Source organism: Caldalkalibacillus salinus (assembly GCF_016745835.1).
GTDB classification, from domain to species: domain Bacteria; phylum Bacillota; class Bacilli; order Caldalkalibacillales; family JCM-10596; genus Caldalkalibacillus_A; species Caldalkalibacillus_A salinus.
The window spans coordinates 585736-604695 of record NZ_JAERVL010000001.1 but is presented as its reverse complement, the minus strand read 5'-3'; the positions used below and the strand labels follow the sequence as shown (position 1 = coordinate 604695).

General features: G+C 40.6%; 22 protein-coding genes. 5 read left to right on the top strand and 17 right to left on the bottom strand.

All coding sequences use genetic code 11. The annotated features are described in order from the left end of the window. Positions 1-68 precede the first annotated feature (68 nt). From JKM87_RS17785 to JKM87_RS02725, 5 genes are all read right to left on the bottom strand, one after another. Positions 69-203 (bottom strand): DUF6176 family protein, encoded by a 135-nt coding sequence (locus JKM87_RS17785; protein WP_336885113.1) that lies wholly within the window; start codon positions 201-203, stop codon positions 69-71. Continuing rightward, on the bottom strand, positions 193-717 hold the full coding sequence (locus JKM87_RS02740) for a GNAT family N-acetyltransferase (protein WP_202077628.1): 525 nt from the start codon (positions 715-717) through the stop codon (positions 193-195). Before JKM87_RS02740 ends, JKM87_RS17785 begins: the two co-directional genes overlap by 11 nt. 91 nt (positions 718-808) lie before the next feature. Continuing rightward, the gene (locus JKM87_RS02735) at positions 809-1258 is read right to left on the bottom strand and encodes a metallophosphoesterase family protein (RefSeq protein WP_202077626.1); all 450 of its coding nucleotides are present in this window, start codon (positions 1256-1258) and stop codon (positions 809-811) included. A gap of 77 nt (positions 1259-1335) precedes the next feature. Further along, complete coding sequence (locus JKM87_RS02730) at positions 1336-1977, bottom strand: class I SAM-dependent methyltransferase (protein ID WP_202077624.1); 642 nt, start codon at positions 1975-1977, stop codon at positions 1336-1338. A 254-nt stretch (positions 1978-2231) separates the two neighbouring features. Continuing rightward, positions 2232-3722: an MDR family MFS transporter gene (locus JKM87_RS02725; protein ID WP_202077622.1), complete on the bottom strand. Its 1491-nt coding sequence runs from the start codon at positions 3720-3722 to the stop codon at positions 2232-2234. Between the two features lie 190 nt (positions 3723-3912). Here JKM87_RS02725 and JKM87_RS02720 point away from each other — a divergent pair, with 190 nt between their 5' ends. After that, positions 3913-4605: a response regulator transcription factor gene (locus tag JKM87_RS02720; protein ID WP_202077620.1), complete on the top strand. Its 693-nt coding sequence runs from the start codon at positions 3913-3915 to the stop codon at positions 4603-4605. A gap of 44 nt (positions 4606-4649) precedes the next feature. Beyond that, positions 4650-5978, top strand: a complete 1329-nt coding sequence (locus JKM87_RS02715) for a sensor histidine kinase (protein ID WP_202077619.1) — start codon at positions 4650-4652, stop codon at positions 5976-5978. Here JKM87_RS02715 and JKM87_RS02710 read toward each other — a convergent pair. From JKM87_RS02710 to JKM87_RS02690, 5 genes are all read right to left on the bottom strand, one after another. After that, a complete protein-coding gene (locus tag JKM87_RS02710) occupies positions 5913-6317 on the bottom strand; it encodes a DUF6220 domain-containing protein (RefSeq protein ID WP_202077617.1) in 405 nt (134 codons plus the stop codon). The two genes, JKM87_RS02715 and JKM87_RS02710, sit on opposite strands and share 66 nt — an antisense overlap. 208 nt (positions 6318-6525) lie before the next feature. Further along, positions 6526-7197, bottom strand: a complete 672-nt coding sequence (locus JKM87_RS02705; RefSeq protein ID WP_202077615.1) for a cyclase family protein — start codon at positions 7195-7197, stop codon at positions 6526-6528. A 108-nt stretch (positions 7198-7305) separates the two neighbouring features. Beyond that, positions 7306-7932 (bottom strand): NUDIX hydrolase, encoded by a 627-nt coding sequence (locus JKM87_RS02700; RefSeq protein WP_202077613.1) that lies wholly within the window; start codon positions 7930-7932, stop codon positions 7306-7308. A gap of 52 nt (positions 7933-7984) precedes the next feature. Beyond that, complete coding sequence (locus tag JKM87_RS02695; RefSeq protein WP_202077611.1) at positions 7985-8491, bottom strand: GNAT family N-acetyltransferase; 507 nt, start codon at positions 8489-8491, stop codon at positions 7985-7987. Positions 8492-8598: 107 nt separating this feature from the next. Beyond that, a complete protein-coding gene (locus JKM87_RS02690) occupies positions 8599-9156 on the bottom strand; it encodes a hypothetical protein (RefSeq protein ID WP_202077609.1) in 558 nt (185 codons plus the stop codon). A 343-nt stretch (positions 9157-9499) separates the two neighbouring features. Between JKM87_RS02690 and JKM87_RS02685 the strand changes: the two genes are divergently transcribed. Next, the gene (locus JKM87_RS02685) at positions 9500-9955 is read left to right on the top strand and encodes a DUF4181 domain-containing protein (RefSeq protein WP_202077607.1); all 456 of its coding nucleotides are present in this window, start codon (positions 9500-9502) and stop codon (positions 9953-9955) included. A gap of 84 nt (positions 9956-10039) precedes the next feature. Here the strand turns inward: JKM87_RS02685 and JKM87_RS02680 are convergent, their stop codons facing one another. The 7 genes from JKM87_RS02680 to JKM87_RS02650 form a co-directional block, all read right to left on the bottom strand. Next, on the bottom strand, positions 10040-11353 hold the full coding sequence (locus JKM87_RS02680; RefSeq protein ID WP_202077605.1) for an FtsW/RodA/SpoVE family cell cycle protein: 1314 nt from the start codon (positions 11351-11353) through the stop codon (positions 10040-10042). Continuing rightward, positions 11350-11883 (bottom strand): helix-turn-helix transcriptional regulator, encoded by a 534-nt coding sequence (locus JKM87_RS02675; protein ID WP_202077603.1) that lies wholly within the window; start codon positions 11881-11883, stop codon positions 11350-11352. Before JKM87_RS02675 ends, JKM87_RS02680 begins: the two co-directional genes overlap by 4 nt. A 2-nt stretch (positions 11884-11885) precedes the next feature. After that, positions 11886-12458, bottom strand: a complete 573-nt coding sequence (locus tag JKM87_RS02670; protein WP_336885112.1) for a sigma-70 family RNA polymerase sigma factor — start codon at positions 12456-12458, stop codon at positions 11886-11888. Positions 12459-12672: 214 nt separating this feature from the next. Then, entirely contained in the window at positions 12673-12879 is a 207-nt protein-coding gene (gene copZ, locus JKM87_RS02665) for a copper chaperone CopZ (protein ID WP_202077601.1), read from the bottom strand. 30 nt (positions 12880-12909) lie between these two features. After that, positions 12910-15294 (bottom strand): heavy metal translocating P-type ATPase, encoded by a 2385-nt coding sequence (locus JKM87_RS02660; RefSeq protein ID WP_202077599.1) that lies wholly within the window; start codon positions 15292-15294, stop codon positions 12910-12912. Positions 15295-15312: 18 nt separating this feature from the next. Continuing rightward, entirely contained in the window at positions 15313-15615 is a 303-nt protein-coding gene (locus JKM87_RS02655; protein ID WP_202077597.1) for a metal-sensing transcriptional repressor, read from the bottom strand. Between the two features lie 161 nt (positions 15616-15776). Next, entirely contained in the window at positions 15777-16817 is a 1041-nt protein-coding gene (locus tag JKM87_RS02650; protein WP_202077587.1) for an NAD(P)-dependent alcohol dehydrogenase, read from the bottom strand. A gap of 294 nt (positions 16818-17111) precedes the next feature. Here JKM87_RS02650 and JKM87_RS02645 point away from each other — a divergent pair, with 294 nt between their 5' ends. Both JKM87_RS02645 and JKM87_RS02640 read left to right on the top strand, forming a co-directional pair. Beyond that, a complete protein-coding gene (locus JKM87_RS02645; protein WP_202077585.1) occupies positions 17112-17528 on the top strand; it encodes a MerR family transcriptional regulator in 417 nt (138 codons plus the stop codon). 399 nt (positions 17529-17927) lie between these two features. Continuing rightward, positions 17928-18626 (top strand): hypothetical protein, encoded by a 699-nt coding sequence (locus tag JKM87_RS02640; protein ID WP_202077583.1) that lies wholly within the window; start codon positions 17928-17930, stop codon positions 18624-18626. The last annotated feature ends 334 nt before the right edge of the window (positions 18627-18960 follow it).

Sequence of the window (18960 nt, the reverse complement as noted above, 5' to 3'; positions counted from 1 at the left end):
TACATTCAAACCCGAAACAAAAAACGGGCCTCGCAGTGAAGCTAAGACCCGATCAGTAAAATATCCAGCTACCCTTCCATCTGTTGTTGTATCGTTTCTGGAATCATGACCACCTCTGTTTTGACATCAACCGGCTTGTATGTTTTATCAATACATTCTTCCCAGTACTGCAGATGAATCTTTTTCGTGCTGTTAAGAATCACGTGAGGTCATCGACCTGGTATAATAGAGAAACTTCAACTTTTGTCCATTCATTTCAAATTCGTCTTCACCCGTTTTTATATGCTTGAAACCATTCTTGTATAGAACTTTTTGCGACGCTATGTTGTTGTTCGTTGTCTTAGCATGGAGCTCTTTTAGGTCAAGCTCACTTATAGACTCTAATAATAGACCCAGTGCCTTGTGTCCAATCCCTTTGCCAACGTGGCTCTTTCCAACCCTATACCCTATATGGCCTGCTTTTTGAGATTGATTAATATCGACCAGATTCACTCTACCAAGTATGTCTCCTCGTTTGTTTTTAATTAAATAGTACGTTGCCAATCCTTGCGCTTGTTCATTCAGTAATGATTCATGTCTAACCTTAAAGGTATTTAAATGATAATATTCGTCCCCTCGACTAGGTACCATTGTTTCAAAAAACGCTCGATTGTCCCGTTCAAATTGATACAAATGTTGGACATCTGAATCTTTTAATTTCTCAATCGTTATATCCATTTGTTTAATCACCTACATCAGCCATTTGCATATCTACAGAATAGTTTAACGAAAATTTCATCAATGCTGCCACAAACGATCATTTCCGTGTTTACTGAGTGATCATCGGCTTAATTTCTGTTTCTGTCGTACCTTTGCGTATGGGGTCTTCATCACTTCTAGGTGAGCCATGTACAAATAAAACGTCTCCAATTCCATCGATTGTAACCGTGACACTTTCTTGTAAATGACTTAAAAACGCTCTCTGTGATTTCGTTAATTGATCTGCACACCATTGATTAACTTCGGCTACCCCGTCATCTAGTCCATGTTCAGTGCCATACCGTTCTCCAACCTCTCTATCGGCAATACCTTTTATAAAATGTACATTGCCATCAAGAGACATCAACCGTCCCAACACTAACGCCGGCTGTGGCCCCCAAGCCAAATCACCACCAACAACGATTGTATCCACATTACATTTTTGAATATCTTTCAGTACGGCATCTAACGCAAAATCATTGCCATAAATGTCATAGATAGCGGCCACTCGTTTCGCCATTTCTTGCCCCCTGACTTATATACATCATGAAACTTTGTCACCAAACACTTCTAACCTAATGCTTTGAAATGTATGGGTCATTCATTGCTTTCAAGCTTTCTAGTCGTCTTATTCCTTAAAATAAAGGATTGAAAGTATGGCTTGTTAGTTTTGAGGATAACTTTATTATAGTACTCAATGTCAAAATAGTGCCTTAATAGACTGTGAATATCTTCTTCTGTATAGAAAGAAAAAAATCGTTTTGGTTCGCACCAATCTTCTTCCCAAATGCCTTCAAAATTTTTACCGCCATAAATCCCTAGATAGAATAACCCATTTCCTTTCATCACCCGTTTAATTTCCACTAATACCTGATGGATCTCATCTTTCGGTACATGGAGTAAACAGTTCATGGCATATATACTATCAAATGACTCCTTTGGGAAACCAAGATGATAGAGATCCATCACTCTTGCATCTATTCCTTTTCTAGAACAAATTTTTACCATCTCAGTAGATAAGTCAATGGCTGTTACCCTAAGGTTATGATTCATAAAGTGCAAGCTGTCTATGCCTGCACCTGCTCCTATTTCTAGTAGTCTGGTCTTATCCTCCTGCAGTAACATATTTGTAAACTTCATTCTCTCAACTACTTTCCACTCATCCCGTTTCTTGGCTGAGCGACGATGGGCATCATAGTCATAAGATTTAATTAGATTATTTTTTATTTGGTCACTCATCGAGAGACATCCTTTCCTCTTGGAATCTTCCTCGAAGACATCATCACCCACACCCGTACTATATTAACGAGGAAGGGATAAGAGGAAGGGATATACGGTGTTTAATTCAACATTTTATTTTAAGAAGTATGATTCTTGATTCTTTATTACATTCTTCCATGCACTCATATATTCCTTCTTTATGTAATGAAATATCTACACCATATTCCCTATTGCTTTTTTGGAAATCCCTCTTGTGGTAACAAACAAGACATTTACGAATCGGATGGTTCCTGCGTTGTTTGTGCCCGCTCGTGTGACATTTGCGTAACGCTCAATAAGAATAAAACGGCCGGTACCAGTGCAACGACAAATGTCAACGTAATCGAAGAAGAAAAAGCCGAAATGACCTGATGCAAGGCTTCACCAGAAAACTGATCACGTCCCTCAGGATTTAAAAGGGTTCTTGGATCGACTTGAGAGACTTGCCCGCCAGCTACAGGAACCGCCAGCTCTCGTTCAAATCCAGTTCTTTGTACAATCCCAAATACGGTAATACCCAATGTCATTCCCAGGTTAATGGCAAATCGGTTTGTCGCTGAAGCCGATCCTCTGCGCCGATAATCAAAATTGTGCATAGCCGCCATACTGAGCACTGAAAAGGAAAAACCTGCACCGAATCCGGTCAGCGCCATGTAAATGGTGACCCAATACCGGGCTGTCTCGACGTCTAGAGTACTAAGCAAAAGAATGCCCGGAACAAAAAACGCACTAGCCAGCAACATAATCTGCTTATAACTCAGTTTTGTCGTCAAAAATCCCCCGGCTTGGCTACCGAACACCGATCCGAGCATCATCGGTGTCAAAATGTAGCCGGCTTGAGTAGCGGACCCGCCGAATACCCCCTGTACAAACATCGGGATGTACGTAATAGCCGATATATAAGCGGCGCCCACAAACAACGCGGCGGCGCAGCTAGAGGCAAACAATCGATCCTTAAACATGTCAAACGAAAGGATGGGATCAGCTGTTTTGTTTTCAATCCACAAAAACAGTGTGAGAAAGACTGCAAATAGAGTAAACAACCCAATGATGAACGGAGAAGCCCAGGCGTAAACGTCACCGCCTAGTTGAAGGGCTAGCATGAGTGCCACGACGGAAAGCACAAGCGTGACCGCTCCCCACCCATCAATTTTCTGCTTCACTCTTTCCATTGACTCCCGATAACAAAGGAACGTCAATAGAAAGGACAGTAGGCCGATGGGAAGATTGATGAAGAATACCCACCGCCATCCTATCGCTTCAGTGACCAAGGCACCGAGCAAGGGACCGAAGATACTAGATATACCAAAAATTGCACCCACGATCCCCATCATTTTCCCCCGTTTTTCTACAGGAAATAGATCTGCGACTATAGTAAAAGCGATCGGCATCAATGCACCGCCCCCGATACCTTGGATACCTCGGTATATAATTAACTGAATCATGCTCCCCGCCATGCCGCAAAGGATCGAACCAGCCAAAAACAGCGCCAATCCAATCATAAAAAACAGCTTCCGCCCATACATATCGGACAGCTTGCCAAAAATTGGCGTACTGGCCATCATCATCACCATATACGCCGATGTGACCCAGACAAACAGGTCCAATCCACCTAAATCACTAATAATGGTCGGCAGTGCCGTAGCGACAACAGTCCCATCCATCCCAGCCATCAGCATTCCTGCCAGTAAGCCCGCAATAACGAAGCCTCTGCGTGTTCGCATTTTTAAATTCCTCCTGTCATGTTCAAACGATTTATTTTATCGTAAATGCAAATGATCACACAGAATGGCTAGATTCGATCACAATACAGTCACAAAATATGAAAGCTTAATCACAGGAGCCCAACCGCATGATCGACATGATATAATAGGGCCAAATGAAACCACAATGCTCATACGGGAGTAGATAGCGATGGATCAACAAATCGTTCTTATCGTCGATGACGATCAAGCGATTTTAGAATTAATGCGGGATTTTCTAGAAGACGAAGGGTTCCTCGTTGAAGAGGCTGCCAACGCCAAAGAGGCACTGGGGATCTTACAGCGTATCCATGTTGACTGTGTACTACTTGATATCATGATGCCAGGCCAAAGCGGATTTGACCTCTGCCGGCAAATCAGACGTACCGACGACACGCCGATTCTGATCTTCAGTGCGCGCGATGAGGATATGAAAAAAATACGGGGATTGAGCTTGGGGGCGGATGACTACATTGTCAAGTCCGCCACTCCAGAGGAAGTCGTGGCCAGGATCAAAGCAGTGCTTCGCCGTAGCGGGAAAACAAAAGAAGAACGCAATACGGTACTGGACTTCGGTTCGCTGGTGTTGGACCTAAAAGCTTACGAGGCAAAAGTAAATGGAGATCAGGTTGCCCTGACCCCCAAAGAGTTCGACATTTTATGTATGTTTGCAGAATACCCCAGACAAGTGTTTACCTATGACCATCTACTAGATCGGTTCTGGGACGGCATCGGTGACAAGCATACCGTCACGGTGCACATCGGTCGTATACGAGACAAAATTGAAAAAGACGCCTCTCCCCCCCGACTCATTGTCAATGTCTGGGGCGTTGGTTACCGTTTCGAAGGCGTGCGGCAATTATGAGAATACGAAGTAAATGCCGGGGATTGCTTCGGATTCGCACGTTTATGCTGATGGGCATCCTGCTCTTATTGCTACTACCACGGCTGTTGTCTCCAATTCCCGAACTGTTAGACCGTTGGTTGACTGAAACACTACACCAGGCTGAGCAGAATCGGCAAGAGGTTGCCGTAGATCAAATTATCAGCCGTGTTGCGGCTAACCCACTACACTGGTCAGATACAGAATGGCAAGCTAGTGTAAAAAATACACTAAACGGTACCGACACAGGGCTCATGCTACTCGACGAAACCGGCCAAGAAATGTTCCGAACCGGACCCCCAGGCGCCATCCGGAACCCGTACCGAGAAATCTTGGTGACGGAAAATGGAAAAGTGACTGGGACGATCCTTTTGTTTACCCCTGATGATCATACGGCGGCTATTCTGTCAGCATCCTTGTCCATTCTCCTTATTGTGTGTATCGTCCTATTTATACGGCGGCAAATGGGACGTTACGTGGTCAAGCCACTGGAGGCAATGAGCGAGGCGACACGAAAGATCGCTGAAGGAAACATGGATTTTCAGTTGCCCCGAACGACGGTCGTGGAAGTAAACGAGGTAGGCACTGCATTGCATGAACTTAGTGAGGAAATTCAGAAGTCGATCAAGCGGCAGTCGCAATTGGAGCACGAACGTCGGTTTTACATCGGTGCGATCGCACACGACCTACGCACACCGTTGTTTGCATTGCGCGGATTTTTATCCAGGCTGGAGCAAGGTTTAGCTCGCAGCCCGGAGAAGGCTGAGAGATATTTGACCATCTGCAGACAAAAGGCCGAGCATCTGGAACGACTGGTATCTGATCTCTCCTCCTATGTCAAAAGCGATATACTAGAACAAACGATACAAAAGCAGTCCGTTCCGTTCAGTATGTTGATGCGTGAAATCATTGACGGATACCGCCCTCTGGCCGCTGCCAAAGACGTCGAAATCGTAGCAAATGACCCGGACGACCCGTGCCGAGTCAAGGCTGACGAACATATGCTGGAAAGAGCCATTGAGAACCTAATGGATAACGCTCTGAGATACACCCCATCTGGAGGAAGGATTGAAATCACTTGGGAACGAAAGTCAGATTGCGTACAGTTCACATTGTCTGATTCGGGACCCGGTATTCCAAGCAAGGTCCTCCCCCATATCTTCGACCCATTTTATAGAGAGGACACCTCCCGAAACAGCGAAAGTGGAGGAAGCAGTGGTCTTGGCCTGACCATCGCCAAGCGCATCGTCAAGGCCCATGGCGGCAACCTGACAGCCGTTAACCGTCCCTCAGGCGGTACGTCCTTCACCGGATGGATGTCGTTTTACCGTGACGAGGGCCCCCCAGAAAAGTAACAAAGCAATCACGGGATGCAAAGCGGCAATAATCGGGATTGCTAAATGAATCGTCATAAATTGAAGGGCCACTAAGATAAACAAACTGAGGCTTAACCATCGTTGGCGCCGGAGAGGCAAGGCGAGCAAAAACATCACCAGCGGAATTGGCGCAAAAAATTCAACAAAGGTACGGTGCATGCTCCAATCCATCGTCGGTGTAAATAGAGCTAGTCCGGCCAGAAACATCTGAACCAGCAAACAGCTCATAAAAATCCAAGCGAGCGCAAGATAGGCCACACGAACGATCTCTAATCGCGAAATCGACGCGTCCAAATGGCTTGATCGTGTAGGTTTCATACTTCTTTTCCTCCTTATGGTGGTGATCGTTTAAACATCTTATAACATACCTAGACATCGCGATCACCGGATTGGCATAGAACGCCTTGGTCACACGTCCTTAAAGCCTTACTCCTTTTCAGTATAGAGTTACATTTTCATTTTATTCGCTTCTGATCACAAAATAGTGTATATTCCCATCACAAAGCAATCACTAGACAACCACAATTTAGTCATTATTGTCTCTTAATTCCGCGAATGCTCTAACAGGAAATGTGCCCATTTGTTTAATTTTGGGAGGAATAGCGTAAAAAATAAACCCTATGGTAGGGAGACTCTCTAAGTTGCACATATGTTCAACAATAGGTATTTCATGTTTTAATAAGATGGAATGCACAGGCCTAGACTTTCCCTGAGTACAATCTATGTTCATGCTATCAATCCCCACTAAGGCCGCTCCATTGTTCAGTAAATAATCGGCTGCTCCTGCAGTAAGATACGGATGATCAACAAAGTAATTGTCCGTATTCCAATACTTAGACCACCCAGTATGAATGAGCACGGCTTTATGTCTTAAATCTTTGCCATCAAAAAACGATTCATCTATGACTTTAACTGCCTCGTCCACCCTTATGACAATACCATCAAGACCAGCAACGGCGTTAATAGCAATTTGTGACAAGTCTTTTCCTTCTTCATATCGGTGAAACGGGGTGTCTATATATGTTCCTGTATTCGATACCATTTCAATCTTACCTATTTGAAATTGTGTATCCTCCTCGTAAATCTCTTTAGAAGCTTCTCTACTTAGATAATCACAAATAATCGGTGCCGGAAGTCCTTTATAAGTGATCGTCCCGTCTTCGATCATATGACTAAGATCAATAAACGTTTTCTTCATCGCACTCCCTCCTAATATGTTCATTATAGATAATTATTTCGTGACGCTTTGCCCCTTGAGGCATACATGATTATTATGTTGTCACCCTGAATGAATCTTCTCATAGTACTACCCTAACTGTTCCCGTATCTTTTGAATAACTTGTCTATAAAAAGACATTTGGTGTGGTACGAAATGATCCCGGTTCACATTTTCCTCAACTATAACTTTATTACCATCACTGGTTATCTCAAATCCACTGATTCCAATCTCATCTCTTTCATTAAACCAAAGCTCTGCAAAATCGTTAAATTTGGCTCTAACGATACCTGAAACTTCTTCCGCTTGAAGGGTAAAGTCATCAAGGGCATTCTCACTCTGATATAAAAATATATTTGCCAACTCTTTATCAATAAAATTCTCTTTAACAACACAATAATCAATAACACCTATCTGTACTAAATCGTCGAAAGCGACATCTATTCCTATTTCTTCTTTTATTTCCCTCACGCCATCTTCAACCGTTTCATCAGATAGTAGGTGTCCAGCAGCCGTTATATCTAAAAGATTGGGATAATCTTTTTTATTTTTGCTTCGGAGCTGTAAATAGATATTATTTACGCCATTCTCATTGCTAACGAACCAACAATGAAATACCTCATGCCAATAACCAAGCCTATGGACATCACTACGTGAAGCCACACCGATTTGGTTTCTATCTGCGTCAAAAATCTTTAATTTTTCTTGTTCTCCCATACTTTCTCCTCATTTGTAAAATTATTCTATATTTGAATATGCGGACTATTATTTATTTAATCATCTTGTAGTAAATGACAGTCCCATCTAGTTGACCATTAGACGACTTTGCAAAATGAGGTATTTGTCCTGCTTCTGTATATCCTAGTTTTTTATAAAGAAGGTTAGACACATCTCCAAGCCTTGTGTCTAAAACGATTAATTCTCGATTGATCCTTTGAGCAGTGGCTTCAGCACTTAACATTAATTGCTTTCCTATTCCTTTCCCTCTCAATTCAGGATGAACCATAAGTTTAGCTATTTCTGCTCGATGAGTTGCATTGGGCTTCGTGTCCAGATGTAATTGAACAGTGCCTACGATACGTCCATTAGTTCTCGCCACCCACAAAAGAACATCTGAACTTAAGACACTTTTCCAGTACAGCTCTGCTTCGGGAGCAGAAATTGGATGTAGAAATCCAATTGAAGCCCCTTCCTCTACAACATCTTTTAAAAGCTCTGTTAGCCCTATTAATTCTGATTCATTAATAGCTTTTAGTTCTTCTACTAGTAAATTCATTTCCAAGTTTCATACACTCCCTTTTATTTAATAGCACTATGTTGACATTCGTTCTATCGCTCATAGGGCCAGCTTAGTTAAATTCATTGTATGTACGTGAGATGACGTTAATACTCATTATTCCACTCTATTAAATGACCATTTTTATCATATGCTGAAATTTCCTTCGTACTAAATGTCTCATGGCTTTTGTAGTACCAAATCGTTATATTCTTTACCGTAATAATAATTGCTTCTTCGTCATCTATTTTGATGTTATTAATATGTGGATCATGTACGACACCCCAATATACTGTTAAGTCCTTTTCGTTTAGCCATTTCCAAGAATACGGCATCGCTTGTCCTGGAAAAGAATCAATCTGGACTGATCCACTTACGGTACTTACTTTCCGTTTTCCATTCCACTTTTTCTTGATAAACGCTACATTAACAGCTCTTGTTTGGAAATTTTCGTAAAAAACAATATATTTATTATCTGTTTCTATTATTTCAAGTATTTCACCATATTTAAAATTTATTGGACCATTCAGCGAATAGTGAAATAAGGCTTCTTCTATGCTGTTTCCAGTCATATCTGTATGTACAAATCCATATCCCTCAGTCCAAAACCATCCAAAAATTAATAATAGGCCAATAAAGGATATAGATATCATTCTTTTTGACATTATGGCCTCCTCAAAAATATATGTTAGCTAAATCTTCGACGCCTATCAGGATAGCAAAAGTTATACTCATGATACCATAAACTAATATAAATATTCCAAAAAATGGACTGTTACTATATTTAAACGAGTGACATATGTTCTACCATCTTTAAATTGATTTGCTGAAACGTTCACCTTCCTAATCTTCGGTGCTTCATATAACGTTCATATGTTCCGGCATTTTAATGTGTTGAAAAGATAGATTTTAACCTTTTAACCAATTTTTACATTATATATGTTAAGATATCAAGTTGAGTAGGCTTTTGATATCATTTTTAAATGATGTATATACAAGGGTGGTAGCATGTTTATATTAAAAAATATTATAAAACTTATCGTCATCATTGTAAGTGGTGTATGGCTTTATGATATTAATCAGCAGATACGACAACTACCAGGTGTGGTTACATCTTTCCCTATGTCAGTTTATATTGTGATAGCTCTGCACATTTTTGTAGAGGATTTCTTAAAAAAGCTGATTCTAGGTGAAAAAAGAAAAAAGATCTCAGACACAAGCGGAAAATATATCGATCTATGGTGGAGGTATATTGTTGGTACAATTGCTCTTTTAACGGGCTTAATTGTCATTATTCACACAACAAATTACCTTATGGTTAAGTGGTTTTGGTTAATATTTATTACCTTAGCATTTGGGTTTCAGTTGTTTATGCAATGGAAGTTTTTAAAGGAACCGAGAGAGTACATTATTACACTTATTTTATTACTCATAAGTTTACTTATTGTTGTTCTATTCTCATAACGTATAGATTGTTGTAACCACTGAGAAACAGGCATGAATGTCACCTTATACATCCATGCCCTTCGCGTAGACGTTTCCAAGTACTTAATGACTCAAATGATCCTCTTCTGGAAACAGATCTTTTCGCCTGTATACACTTAAGATTATTCCCACCAGTGTGGAGTAAAACAGCAATTGAATTCCTCCGTAGCTAATAAATGGTAGGGAAACCGATGTGATTGGAACTAACCCGAATGTCATGAGTACATGCCAAAGGGTGGCCACTAGTAACATCGTTGCCCCCCCTACGACTAAACTCCTACCAAAAGGGTCCTTCGTCTTAATCGCCGCATATCCCATTCTGATAATAATGAATAGTAGGATAGCAACAAAGAGGATGCCCACAAGCCATCCAAACATATGGACGACGGACACAAAGATAAAGTTGGTGTGAGCGTCAGGCAGTCTACTCAACTCCGGTGCTTGCCACGGTATGTTCAGCCAGGATGCTTCTTGTAAATACACTTTACTCATATTCAGTTGATACCCACCTGCCTGCGGGTGGGATGCAGAAGAGAAAAACCCCGCTAATCTATTGTAGACATATTGTACATTCATTAAAAAAAAGGTTGTGATAAGACCTGTACAAACGAGTATACCTACAGATAAATGTAGCAATGTCTTGCGGTCTATTTTTGAAACTAGCAACATGGCTGCGATAGCCGAAATATACATTAGGGCGTACATTAAATATCGACTAAAAAGTAAGAGAATCAACGGTAAGCACAGTATGACTAATAATTTTATTTTCTGGGGCAGTGTGTGATATACCCTCACACGGCTTAATACTGCAGCGCCACCGAGATAGAATAAAAATAAAGCCACATTATGATCCACCCCTAAACCGAATATCATGAACATCTTCTTCCACTCAACCTGAGTGCCATAATTCTCCATTAGTATGATGAGGAGAATGCCACCGGTATAAAACCAAACGCCCCACTTCAGAAGCACGCTATAAGGAAAAAACAATAAACATAAAGCTACCGCTATTGCTATAGCAGTTGATAGGACCTTTTTTTCAAAAGACAGCTGTAAACCCGACTCTACGGATAGGACATAGATTGGCACCATGCTTAAGCCAAGAATGAGTATAAATAATAGACTTAAACCCCAATCAATGCGAGGTTTATGAATTTTATTAAAATCCTGCCCTAGGTCAATCGGATTGCCCATCTCCTTTACGGCGAGATCCTCGGCTTCTTCCCGTGAGTATCCCTCAAGCTGCAACGCCGTACACTTCTCCTCTAGGTGTTGACGTATTTCTCTTGCGACATGAGGACGGGCTTCTTTAGCCTTCATCTGTTCACATACCTGTCGAATGAAGGACTGGAAACGATTAATCTTTGATTCATTCATACCGTTCTCCCCCTTAGCCTCTCCGCGGTCACTGACTGACGTTCCATTTTTTCTGCTGTGTAAGAAGTCAGCTGCCTTTTTCCTTTAGACGTTAAGCTGTAGTACTTGCGCGCCACCTGATGAGCCTCCGACTTCGACTCACTGACCTGTTTAGGATCACTCGTATGAGATGTGGGGCTTTTCGTATCTTGATGACCTTCAGACGCATCGACTCGCCACTCAGCATAGAGGATACCGTCTCTTTCAAGCTCATGAAGGAGCTTATATATGTTTCCTTCTCGACCGTCAAAAGTTTGTATGTGATGCTGGCGTAGTTGACTAAGAATAGCATAACCATGCTGAGAGTGGTTTTTGAGGATGTCCAAAACGATCAATAGCAAATCCTTCGACCATAATGCTTTATTCTGCTGGCCCGTATTTGCCATACATGTCTGAATCGCTTCCCTTCTATCCTCGGTAAAGGATAAGCGCTTAAATGTGTGTCTTTCCATCGCTTTCTTCAAGTTATTAAGTCTATGCTCTGTATTCACCTCTACCCCTCCTCCTGCTCTGGTCCTAACTTTTCTTTTAAAAGTGTCCTTGCCCGCTTAAGACGAGATTTAATCGTATTAGGACTTTTACCTACTGCCTGACCAATCTCATGGACCGTAAACGCTTCAAAGTAATGGAGAAAAATGACTTCACGGTAGACGACCGGTAAGGCCATGACCGCTTCTGCTAATCTCGCTTCTTCGTCCTTTTGAATCACTTGTTCATCCACATCTTTGTCTTTCGTTGAAAGGACATTCAAGATCGTGTTCTGCAAGGTAAACTTGCGGTGAGACCAGCTTTTTAAATAATCCTTACAAGAATTGATAGCAATCCGATATAACCACGTTTTTAGTCGTGACCGTTGTTTGAATTGATCTAGGTTGCTATAGCATTTCAAGAAGATATCCTGGGTGAGGTCTTCAGCTATCCCTTCATCTTGCACGTATGTATACACTAGCTGTAGGATGTCTTGTCCATATGCAGTCATAATGGTGTCCATGACATGACTGATATCTTTTGTTTCTGTGAAGTCGAATTCAGCCTCTGCTGATAAACGATGGTTTATCTCTTCCACAAGTTTTAGCCCCCCTTTCCTCTATAGATTAGACGAGGCACCCTAGGAAACGGTTTATGTTTATTTTTTTAAAAAGCTTGTCTTTCAAGAACTTCTCTTTCAGGGATCTCCTAAAACCACTCTTAATAGAAAACGAGGTCAGTCCCACTAAAGGAACTGACCATCCGTTTTATTATAGATTTATTATAATCTCCCTGTTAGTTGTGTCTAATTTTTAGGCTTCAACATCAAATCCTTGTTCTTCAATAGCTTCTTTCATAGCGTCAACATTTACTTTTGATTCATCAAAAGTCACATCTACATTACCAGCTTCTAAATTAACTTCAGCTAATGACACGCCATCTAATTCTTTTAATGCACCTTCAACTGACATCTTGCAATGACCGCATGTCATCCCTTGAACGTTTAACGTTTTCTCCATGACAATTTCACCTCCTTTAAATGGGTCTTTTTATAACTTTGCTCGTTTTAAGCGTAGTGAGTTAGAGACAACACTAACCGAACTTAATGCCATTGCCGCACCAGCAACCCATGGTGCAAGTAATCCGACCGCTGCAACCGGGATTCCTGCTGTATTGTAACCGAAGGCCCAGAAGAGGTTTTGGCGGATATTCTTAATAGTGGCGTGGCTAATTTTGATCGCTTTTGGAATAAGCAATAACTCACCACCAAGAATCGTGACATCAGCCGCTTCAATGGCTACTTCGGTTCCGGTACCAATGGCAATCCCTATATCGGCGACTGCTAATGCCGGGGCATCATTTACACCGTCTCCGACCATTGCCACTTTTTTACCTTTATCCTGAATGTCTTTCACTTTATCTGCTTTTTCTTCAGGTAAAACTTGAGCGATGACTTTGTCGATGCCAACCTGTTTTGCAATGGCTTGTGCAGTTCGCTCGTTATCACCTGTTAACATGATCACTTCTAAGCCTTCCTCTTTTAACTCTCTAATCGCTTGTGGTGCTGTTTCTTTAATTGTATCTGCAACGGAAACAATGCCACGATACTGGCCGTCAACCGCAATTAACATCGCTGTCTTTCCTTCAACCTCGTAATCAATTAATGCTTGTTCCGCCCCACCAACATCGACTTGATGATTTTGCATGAGTGTTCGATTACCAACAAGAATATGCTTGTTTGAAATTTTAGCTTCGATACCCTGTCCGGGTATGGCAGTGAAATTGTCGACATCAACGAATGTCATATTTTTTTCCGTTGCATAAGCCACAATAGCTTCTGCAAGCGGGTGCTCAGAACCTTTCTCAGCACTCGCGAGTAACTGTAGTGTTTCCTCATCGCCAGTAAAGTTTGTGACTTCAGGTTTTCCTTTTGTGATGGTCCCCGTTTTATCTAGCACGATTGCGTTTAATTCATGTGTACGCTCGAGATGCTCTCCACCTTTAAATAAGATCCCATTCTCTGCAGCCTTTCCTGTTCCAACCATAATAGAAGTAGGGGTTGCGAGTCCTAAAGCACAGGGACAGGCAATAACCAGGACAGCAATCGCTGCAACTAAGGCTGGTTCAAGCTGACCAGGCTGGACCAATGCGATCCATACGATAAATGTGAAAATGGCTATTCCTACAACAATCGGTACGAAATAACCTGAAATGATATCAGCTAATCGTTGGATTGGTGCTTTTGAGCCTTGGGCATCCTCAACTATTTTTACGATCGACGCAAGGGCAGTATCTTTACCTACTTTTGTCGCTTCCATTTCTATTGATCCATTTTTATTTATCGTTGACCCAATCACAGGTGCGTCTACTTCCTTTTCAATCGGAATGGATTCTCCCGTAATCATCGATTCATCGACGGATGTTCTTCCTTTTACAACGATACCATCAACGGGTATTTTCTCCCCGGGTTTTACAACTAAGCGATCCCCTTCGGCCACTTCCTCGACTGGTATCATCACTTCTTCGCCATTTTTTATAACGCGTGCCTCTTTCGCCTGTAAATTGAGTAAAGAAGATAGTGCATGCGTTGTTTGGCTTTTTGCTCTAGCCTCCAAATATTTACCAAATAAGATCAACGTGATTAAAATGGCACTTGTTTCAAAGTATAAATGCGGCATATATTCAGGGTTGCCCATGGTCTTAAATGCTTCGTATAAACTATAGAAATAAGCTGCACTTGTGCCTAATGCAACAAGGACATCCATGTTCGCTCCACCATTACGAAGGTTCTTATAGGCGCCAACATAGAATTGCCAACCGATTATAAATTGAATGGGTGTTGCTAAAGCAAATTGGAACCATGGATTCATAAATATACCCGGTATCGACATATTAAATAAATGATCCAACATCGTCACCAATAACGGCGCCGCTAACACGGTTGAAACGATTAATTTTGTCTTCATACTCTTCATTTCTTTTTCTTTGTGTGTTTGTTTCTCTGCTGCTTCAGCTTTTGGCTTCGCATCATATCCGAGATTTTTAATTTTCTCGATTATGGCTTTAGGGTTCACCAATCCAGGATTATACTCGATAGATGCAGATTCTGTTGTTAAGTTGACAGACGCTGACTTAACGCCCTCTTGCTTATTCAATACCTTTTCAATCCGGGTCGAACAAGCAGCACAAGTCATTCCAAAAACATCTAGTTCCGTTTTTTCCATTAAGACCCCGTAGCCAACATTTTCAATTTTTTTCGTAATATCCTCAATTGAAGCCTTTTCTGAATCATAATCTACAGTTGCTTTTTCGGTCGTTAAATTGACTTGAGCTTCGACGCCATCCATTTTATTTAATACTTTTTCAACACGGGTGGAACAAGCAGCACAGGTCATTCCCGTTATACCAAGTGTTGCATGATTTGTTTTTCCCACATCGTTCCCTCCTTTTCCTTACTTGGAAAACTGCTTCATAACGTTCATTAATTCATCAATGGTTGCTTGACCATCACCTTGCTTGATCGCATCACTGACACAATGGTTGAGATGTCGTTCTGTGACAGAGAAACCTACATTTTTTAAAGCGGATTGTATTGCGCTAATTTGGACTAAAATATCTACACAATATCGGTCTTCCTCCACCATTTTCTGAATGCCGCGTACTTGACCTTCTATACGTTTTAAACGGTTAATGACTTTTTCCTTTTCATCTCGCGTCCTGGGTTTACTAGGGTGATCCTGTAAGAATTTATCCACATCATTCACTTCCTTTTGGCTTTTATATATTTATACTATACCCCCATATGGTATTTTAGTCAAATGAAAAAAAGAGCTTGGCGATATACACCAAAACTCCTTTCTCTTTAAAGGACTATAATAGCCTTATCATTACAACTTAAGATTTATTATTAAATCAATTACATTGTGCTGACATCAATCACGAAACGATACTTTACATCTGAAGCTAATACTCGTTCATACGCTTCGTCAATTGAATCGGCAGAAATCACTTCAATTTTAGGCACAATGTTATGTGTCGCACAGAAGTCCAACATTTCCTGAGTTTCACGAATGCCCCCAATCATTGAGCCTGCAAATGAACGACGATGACCGATGAGAGAGAATACATTTACTGATAATGGTTCTGCTGGCGCACCGACATTTACCAAAACACCGTCTAGAGTAAGAAGTCCAAAATAATCATCCATATTGAGCTTTGCACTTACCGTATTAATAATTAAGTCAAAGGATCCGGCAAGATTCTCAAATACTTCTGGATTACTAGTGGCGTAGTAGTTGTCTGCACCGAGTTGCAAGCCATCTTCTTTTTTATTTAATGTTTGTGATAAAACGGTAACTTCTGCACCCATAGCATGAGCAATCTGGACAGCCATATGACCTAGACCTCCCATACCAACAACAGCTACTTTCTTGCCCGGGCCAGACTTCCAATGATTGAGTGGAGAATATGTCGTAATACCTGCGCAAAGTAATGGTGCGGCAACATCTAGTTCAATGTTATCGGGGATTCTAAGTACAAAATCTTCAGTTACGACAATGTGGGTAGAGTAGCCACCTTGAGTTGGCTCTCCGTATTTGTCAACACCTGCATACGTAGGTATATTTCCTTTGAGACAGTATTGCTCTTCTCCCTGACGACAGTTCTCACATTCACCGCAAGAGTCTACCATACATCCGACCCCTACCCGGTCACCGACCTTGTACTTTGTAACGTTAGGCCCTATAGCAGAAACAACCCCCGCAATTTCGTGTCCTGGTACTAGGGGATAGTTTACTTCACCCCATTCGCCGTGAGCAGTATGGATGTCAGAATGACATATGCCTGCATATTTAATTTCAATTAGAACATCATGGGAATCAAGGTCACGTCGTTTAATTTCAGTTGCGTGAAACTGTTTGTCTGGACCATCGACAGCTCTTGCTTTTGCAGTAATCATACAGTTAGCCTCCTATCATTTCTATTAAAAGGGAACAGGCTCATAAAATGAATAATCTCAACTAAGTTAAAATCCTTCATTCATTGCTACCCCTTCTTTATCCTTTCAAAGTCTATGTTAATCCTTATAGTTAACTCTAGGTCAAGAGGTTAGTTTCATTTTTTTGAAAAACCTTCTCTACACTGGACCTCTCCAATTCTGGTGACTTTGACATTCAATCAATATCATGATAATATCCTTTCCATTCATAGCGTTAACTCGAAGTCTATATCATTTCTACAATGGAGGTAAATGATGAAGACATATTCTATCAGCGAAGTTGCAAAAGCGTTGGATCTTACAGTATATACCTTGCGTTATTACGACAAGGAGGGACTCATGCCTTTTGTTGAACGAAATCCCAACGGCACACGATTGTTTAAAGACTCCGATATCGAAGCTTTAAAAGTGATTGAATGTCTAAAATCCACTGGGATGCCTATTAAGGAAATTAAAAACTTCATTGATTGGTGTTCTGAGGGAGATGCCACCTTGCAACAAAGATATGACATGTTTATGGAACGAAAAGTAACTGTAGAAGCACAGATAGAAGAGCTAAAAAAAACAATGGATCTTATCGATCATAAATGTTTATATTACAAGACTGCCTTAGATGCCGGAACGGAAGATATTCATAAAAACGATAAAATAGAGATCCCCATTAATCATTAACAGAAACCACCCGTGTTTCATAATTGTATGGAATATAGGTGGTTTTCTTTCTATCTAAAAGCAGTACTTGAAATGGTTAAAATTGAGTTTGGGATAATTTTACGGCTATAGAAATACATGAATTAAATACTACAAGGGCTTGGGATAACACTTATAATAAACAAATGAAACGTTATGAAGATGAAGTGTTAGGGGAGTTTTAGGTGATTTTACTAGTATACTAGAAAGGATGAAGGACAATATAACTTCTTAAAAGAGGCAATTTACTCACCAACAGGATATTACTCACTTTATTGGAGTTATAATTGGGTAGCGAGCAGTCATATTTAGAATATATAATAGTAAGAAGGAGTGTTTTATCACTCCTTCTTTTAAAGGTTAGGAGGTTTAAACTTGCTCATGAGAAGAATATTAATTATCCTTAGTTCGGCCATGATTTTAGCTGCATGTACACACAATTCATCAGAAGATGAAACTAAGGTGCGTGGTAGTAGTTCAAACCCTTCAATTACTAAAAAGACGGAAGAGAGCAATCAACTATCTAATAAAGAATATATAGTAACAGAATCTGGATTAATGTATTCTTATGTAGTAGACAATACCCCCTACAATGAATTACTTGATTCCATCAAGCCTAGTTACGATAAAGAATTGCAGAATCTAAACAGTATAATTAAAACGCTACCATCTGATAAAAAAGACAAGATTAAGACATACATAAAAAATTCCGCATACGGTGGTTACTATTTAGTAGTTCCTAAAGCGATTTATTCCAAGGATAGTGTAGAAAGTAGTAAAAGCTATGTAAGTGCCGGTTTTGGTGGAAGGGCATATTTTTTATCTGAGAAAGAGTTTAATAAAACCTTAGAGAACAAAGGGACATGGGTAAACCTAATAGATGATCTTGAAGAAAAAATGAACATGCTAGATAATATAACGTCGCTCACCAATAATGAAAAAATGCATACTTATATCAATGAAACGATTAAATTGTTAAAACATGCTAGTGTAAATAAAAGTTATGCTGACTATTATTTAGCAACACAAAGATGTATCATGTTAGATTATTACATTAACGGTACGTTTCCAGCTCCATAAAAGTAGATTGATGTTTTAAAAGATTTTTAAACCACTCTGAAAAAGTTGAGCTAGAGAACCATGTTTCATAATTGTGTGAAATATAGGTGGTTTACTTTCTATAAAAGTAGTTGTTTCGTTTGCAACAACGCTACTAAATCAGCTACCCGAGGCTTGTATAGTCCCAAAGAATATGGAGTGAACTTTTTGTGATGAAGATGTTGTGATAGAACTGTTCCATAATGAGAGGAAGTATGGCGAGACCATGGACTTAATAATACTACATAATTGTATTCTTTGTATATAATTCCCAGTAAGATTCGTGCTTTGCTCCCCTGACAAAAGAGTCAAGGGA

Bases quoted from the DNA above. Each gene is read 5' to 3' on its own strand.
- JKM87_RS02740 (WP_202077628.1), bottom strand. From the start codon at position 717: ATGGATATAACGATTGAGAAATTAAAAGATTCAGATGTCCAACATTTG.
- JKM87_RS02735 (WP_202077626.1), bottom strand. From the start codon at position 1,258: ATGGCGAAACGAGTGGCCGCTATCTATGACATTTATGGCAATGATTTT.
- JKM87_RS02730 (WP_202077624.1), bottom strand. From the start codon at position 1,977: ATGAGTGACCAAATAAAAAATAATCTAATTAAATCTTATGACTATGAT.
- JKM87_RS02725 (WP_202077622.1), bottom strand. From the start codon at position 3,722: ATGCGAACACGCAGAGGCTTCGTTATTGCGGGCTTACTGGCAGGAATG.
- JKM87_RS02720 (WP_202077620.1), top strand. From the start codon at position 3,913: ATGGATCAACAAATCGTTCTTATCGTCGATGACGATCAAGCGATTTTA.
- JKM87_RS02715 (WP_202077619.1), top strand. From the start codon at position 4,650: ATGCTGATGGGCATCCTGCTCTTATTGCTACTACCACGGCTGTTGTCT.
- JKM87_RS02710 (WP_202077617.1), bottom strand. From the start codon at position 6,317: ATGAAACCTACACGATCAAGCCATTTGGACGCGTCGATTTCGCGATTA.
- JKM87_RS02705 (WP_202077615.1), bottom strand. From the start codon at position 7,197: ATGAAGAAAACGTTTATTGATCTTAGTCATATGATCGAAGACGGGACG.
- JKM87_RS02700 (WP_202077613.1), bottom strand. From the start codon at position 7,932: ATGGGAGAACAAGAAAAATTAAAGATTTTTGACGCAGATAGAAACCAA.
- JKM87_RS02695 (WP_202077611.1), bottom strand. From the start codon at position 8,491: ATGAATTTACTAGTAGAAGAACTAAAAGCTATTAATGAATCAGAATTA.
- JKM87_RS02690 (WP_202077609.1), bottom strand. From the start codon at position 9,156: ATGTCAAAAAGAATGATATCTATATCCTTTATTGGCCTATTATTAATT.
- JKM87_RS02685 (WP_202077607.1), top strand. From the start codon at position 9,500: ATGTTTATATTAAAAAATATTATAAAACTTATCGTCATCATTGTAAGT.
- JKM87_RS02680 (WP_202077605.1), bottom strand. From the start codon at position 11,353: ATGAATGAATCAAAGATTAATCGTTTCCAGTCCTTCATTCGACAGGTA.
- copZ (WP_202077601.1), bottom strand. From the start codon at position 12,879: ATGGAGAAAACGTTAAACGTTCAAGGGATGACATGCGGTCATTGCAAG.
- JKM87_RS02650 (WP_202077587.1), bottom strand. From the start codon at position 16,817: ATGATTACTGCAAAAGCAAGAGCTGTCGATGGTCCAGACAAACAGTTT.
- JKM87_RS02645 (WP_202077585.1), top strand. From the start codon at position 17,112: ATGAAGACATATTCTATCAGCGAAGTTGCAAAAGCGTTGGATCTTACA.
- JKM87_RS02640 (WP_202077583.1), top strand. From the start codon at position 17,928: ATGAGAAGAATATTAATTATCCTTAGTTCGGCCATGATTTTAGCTGCA.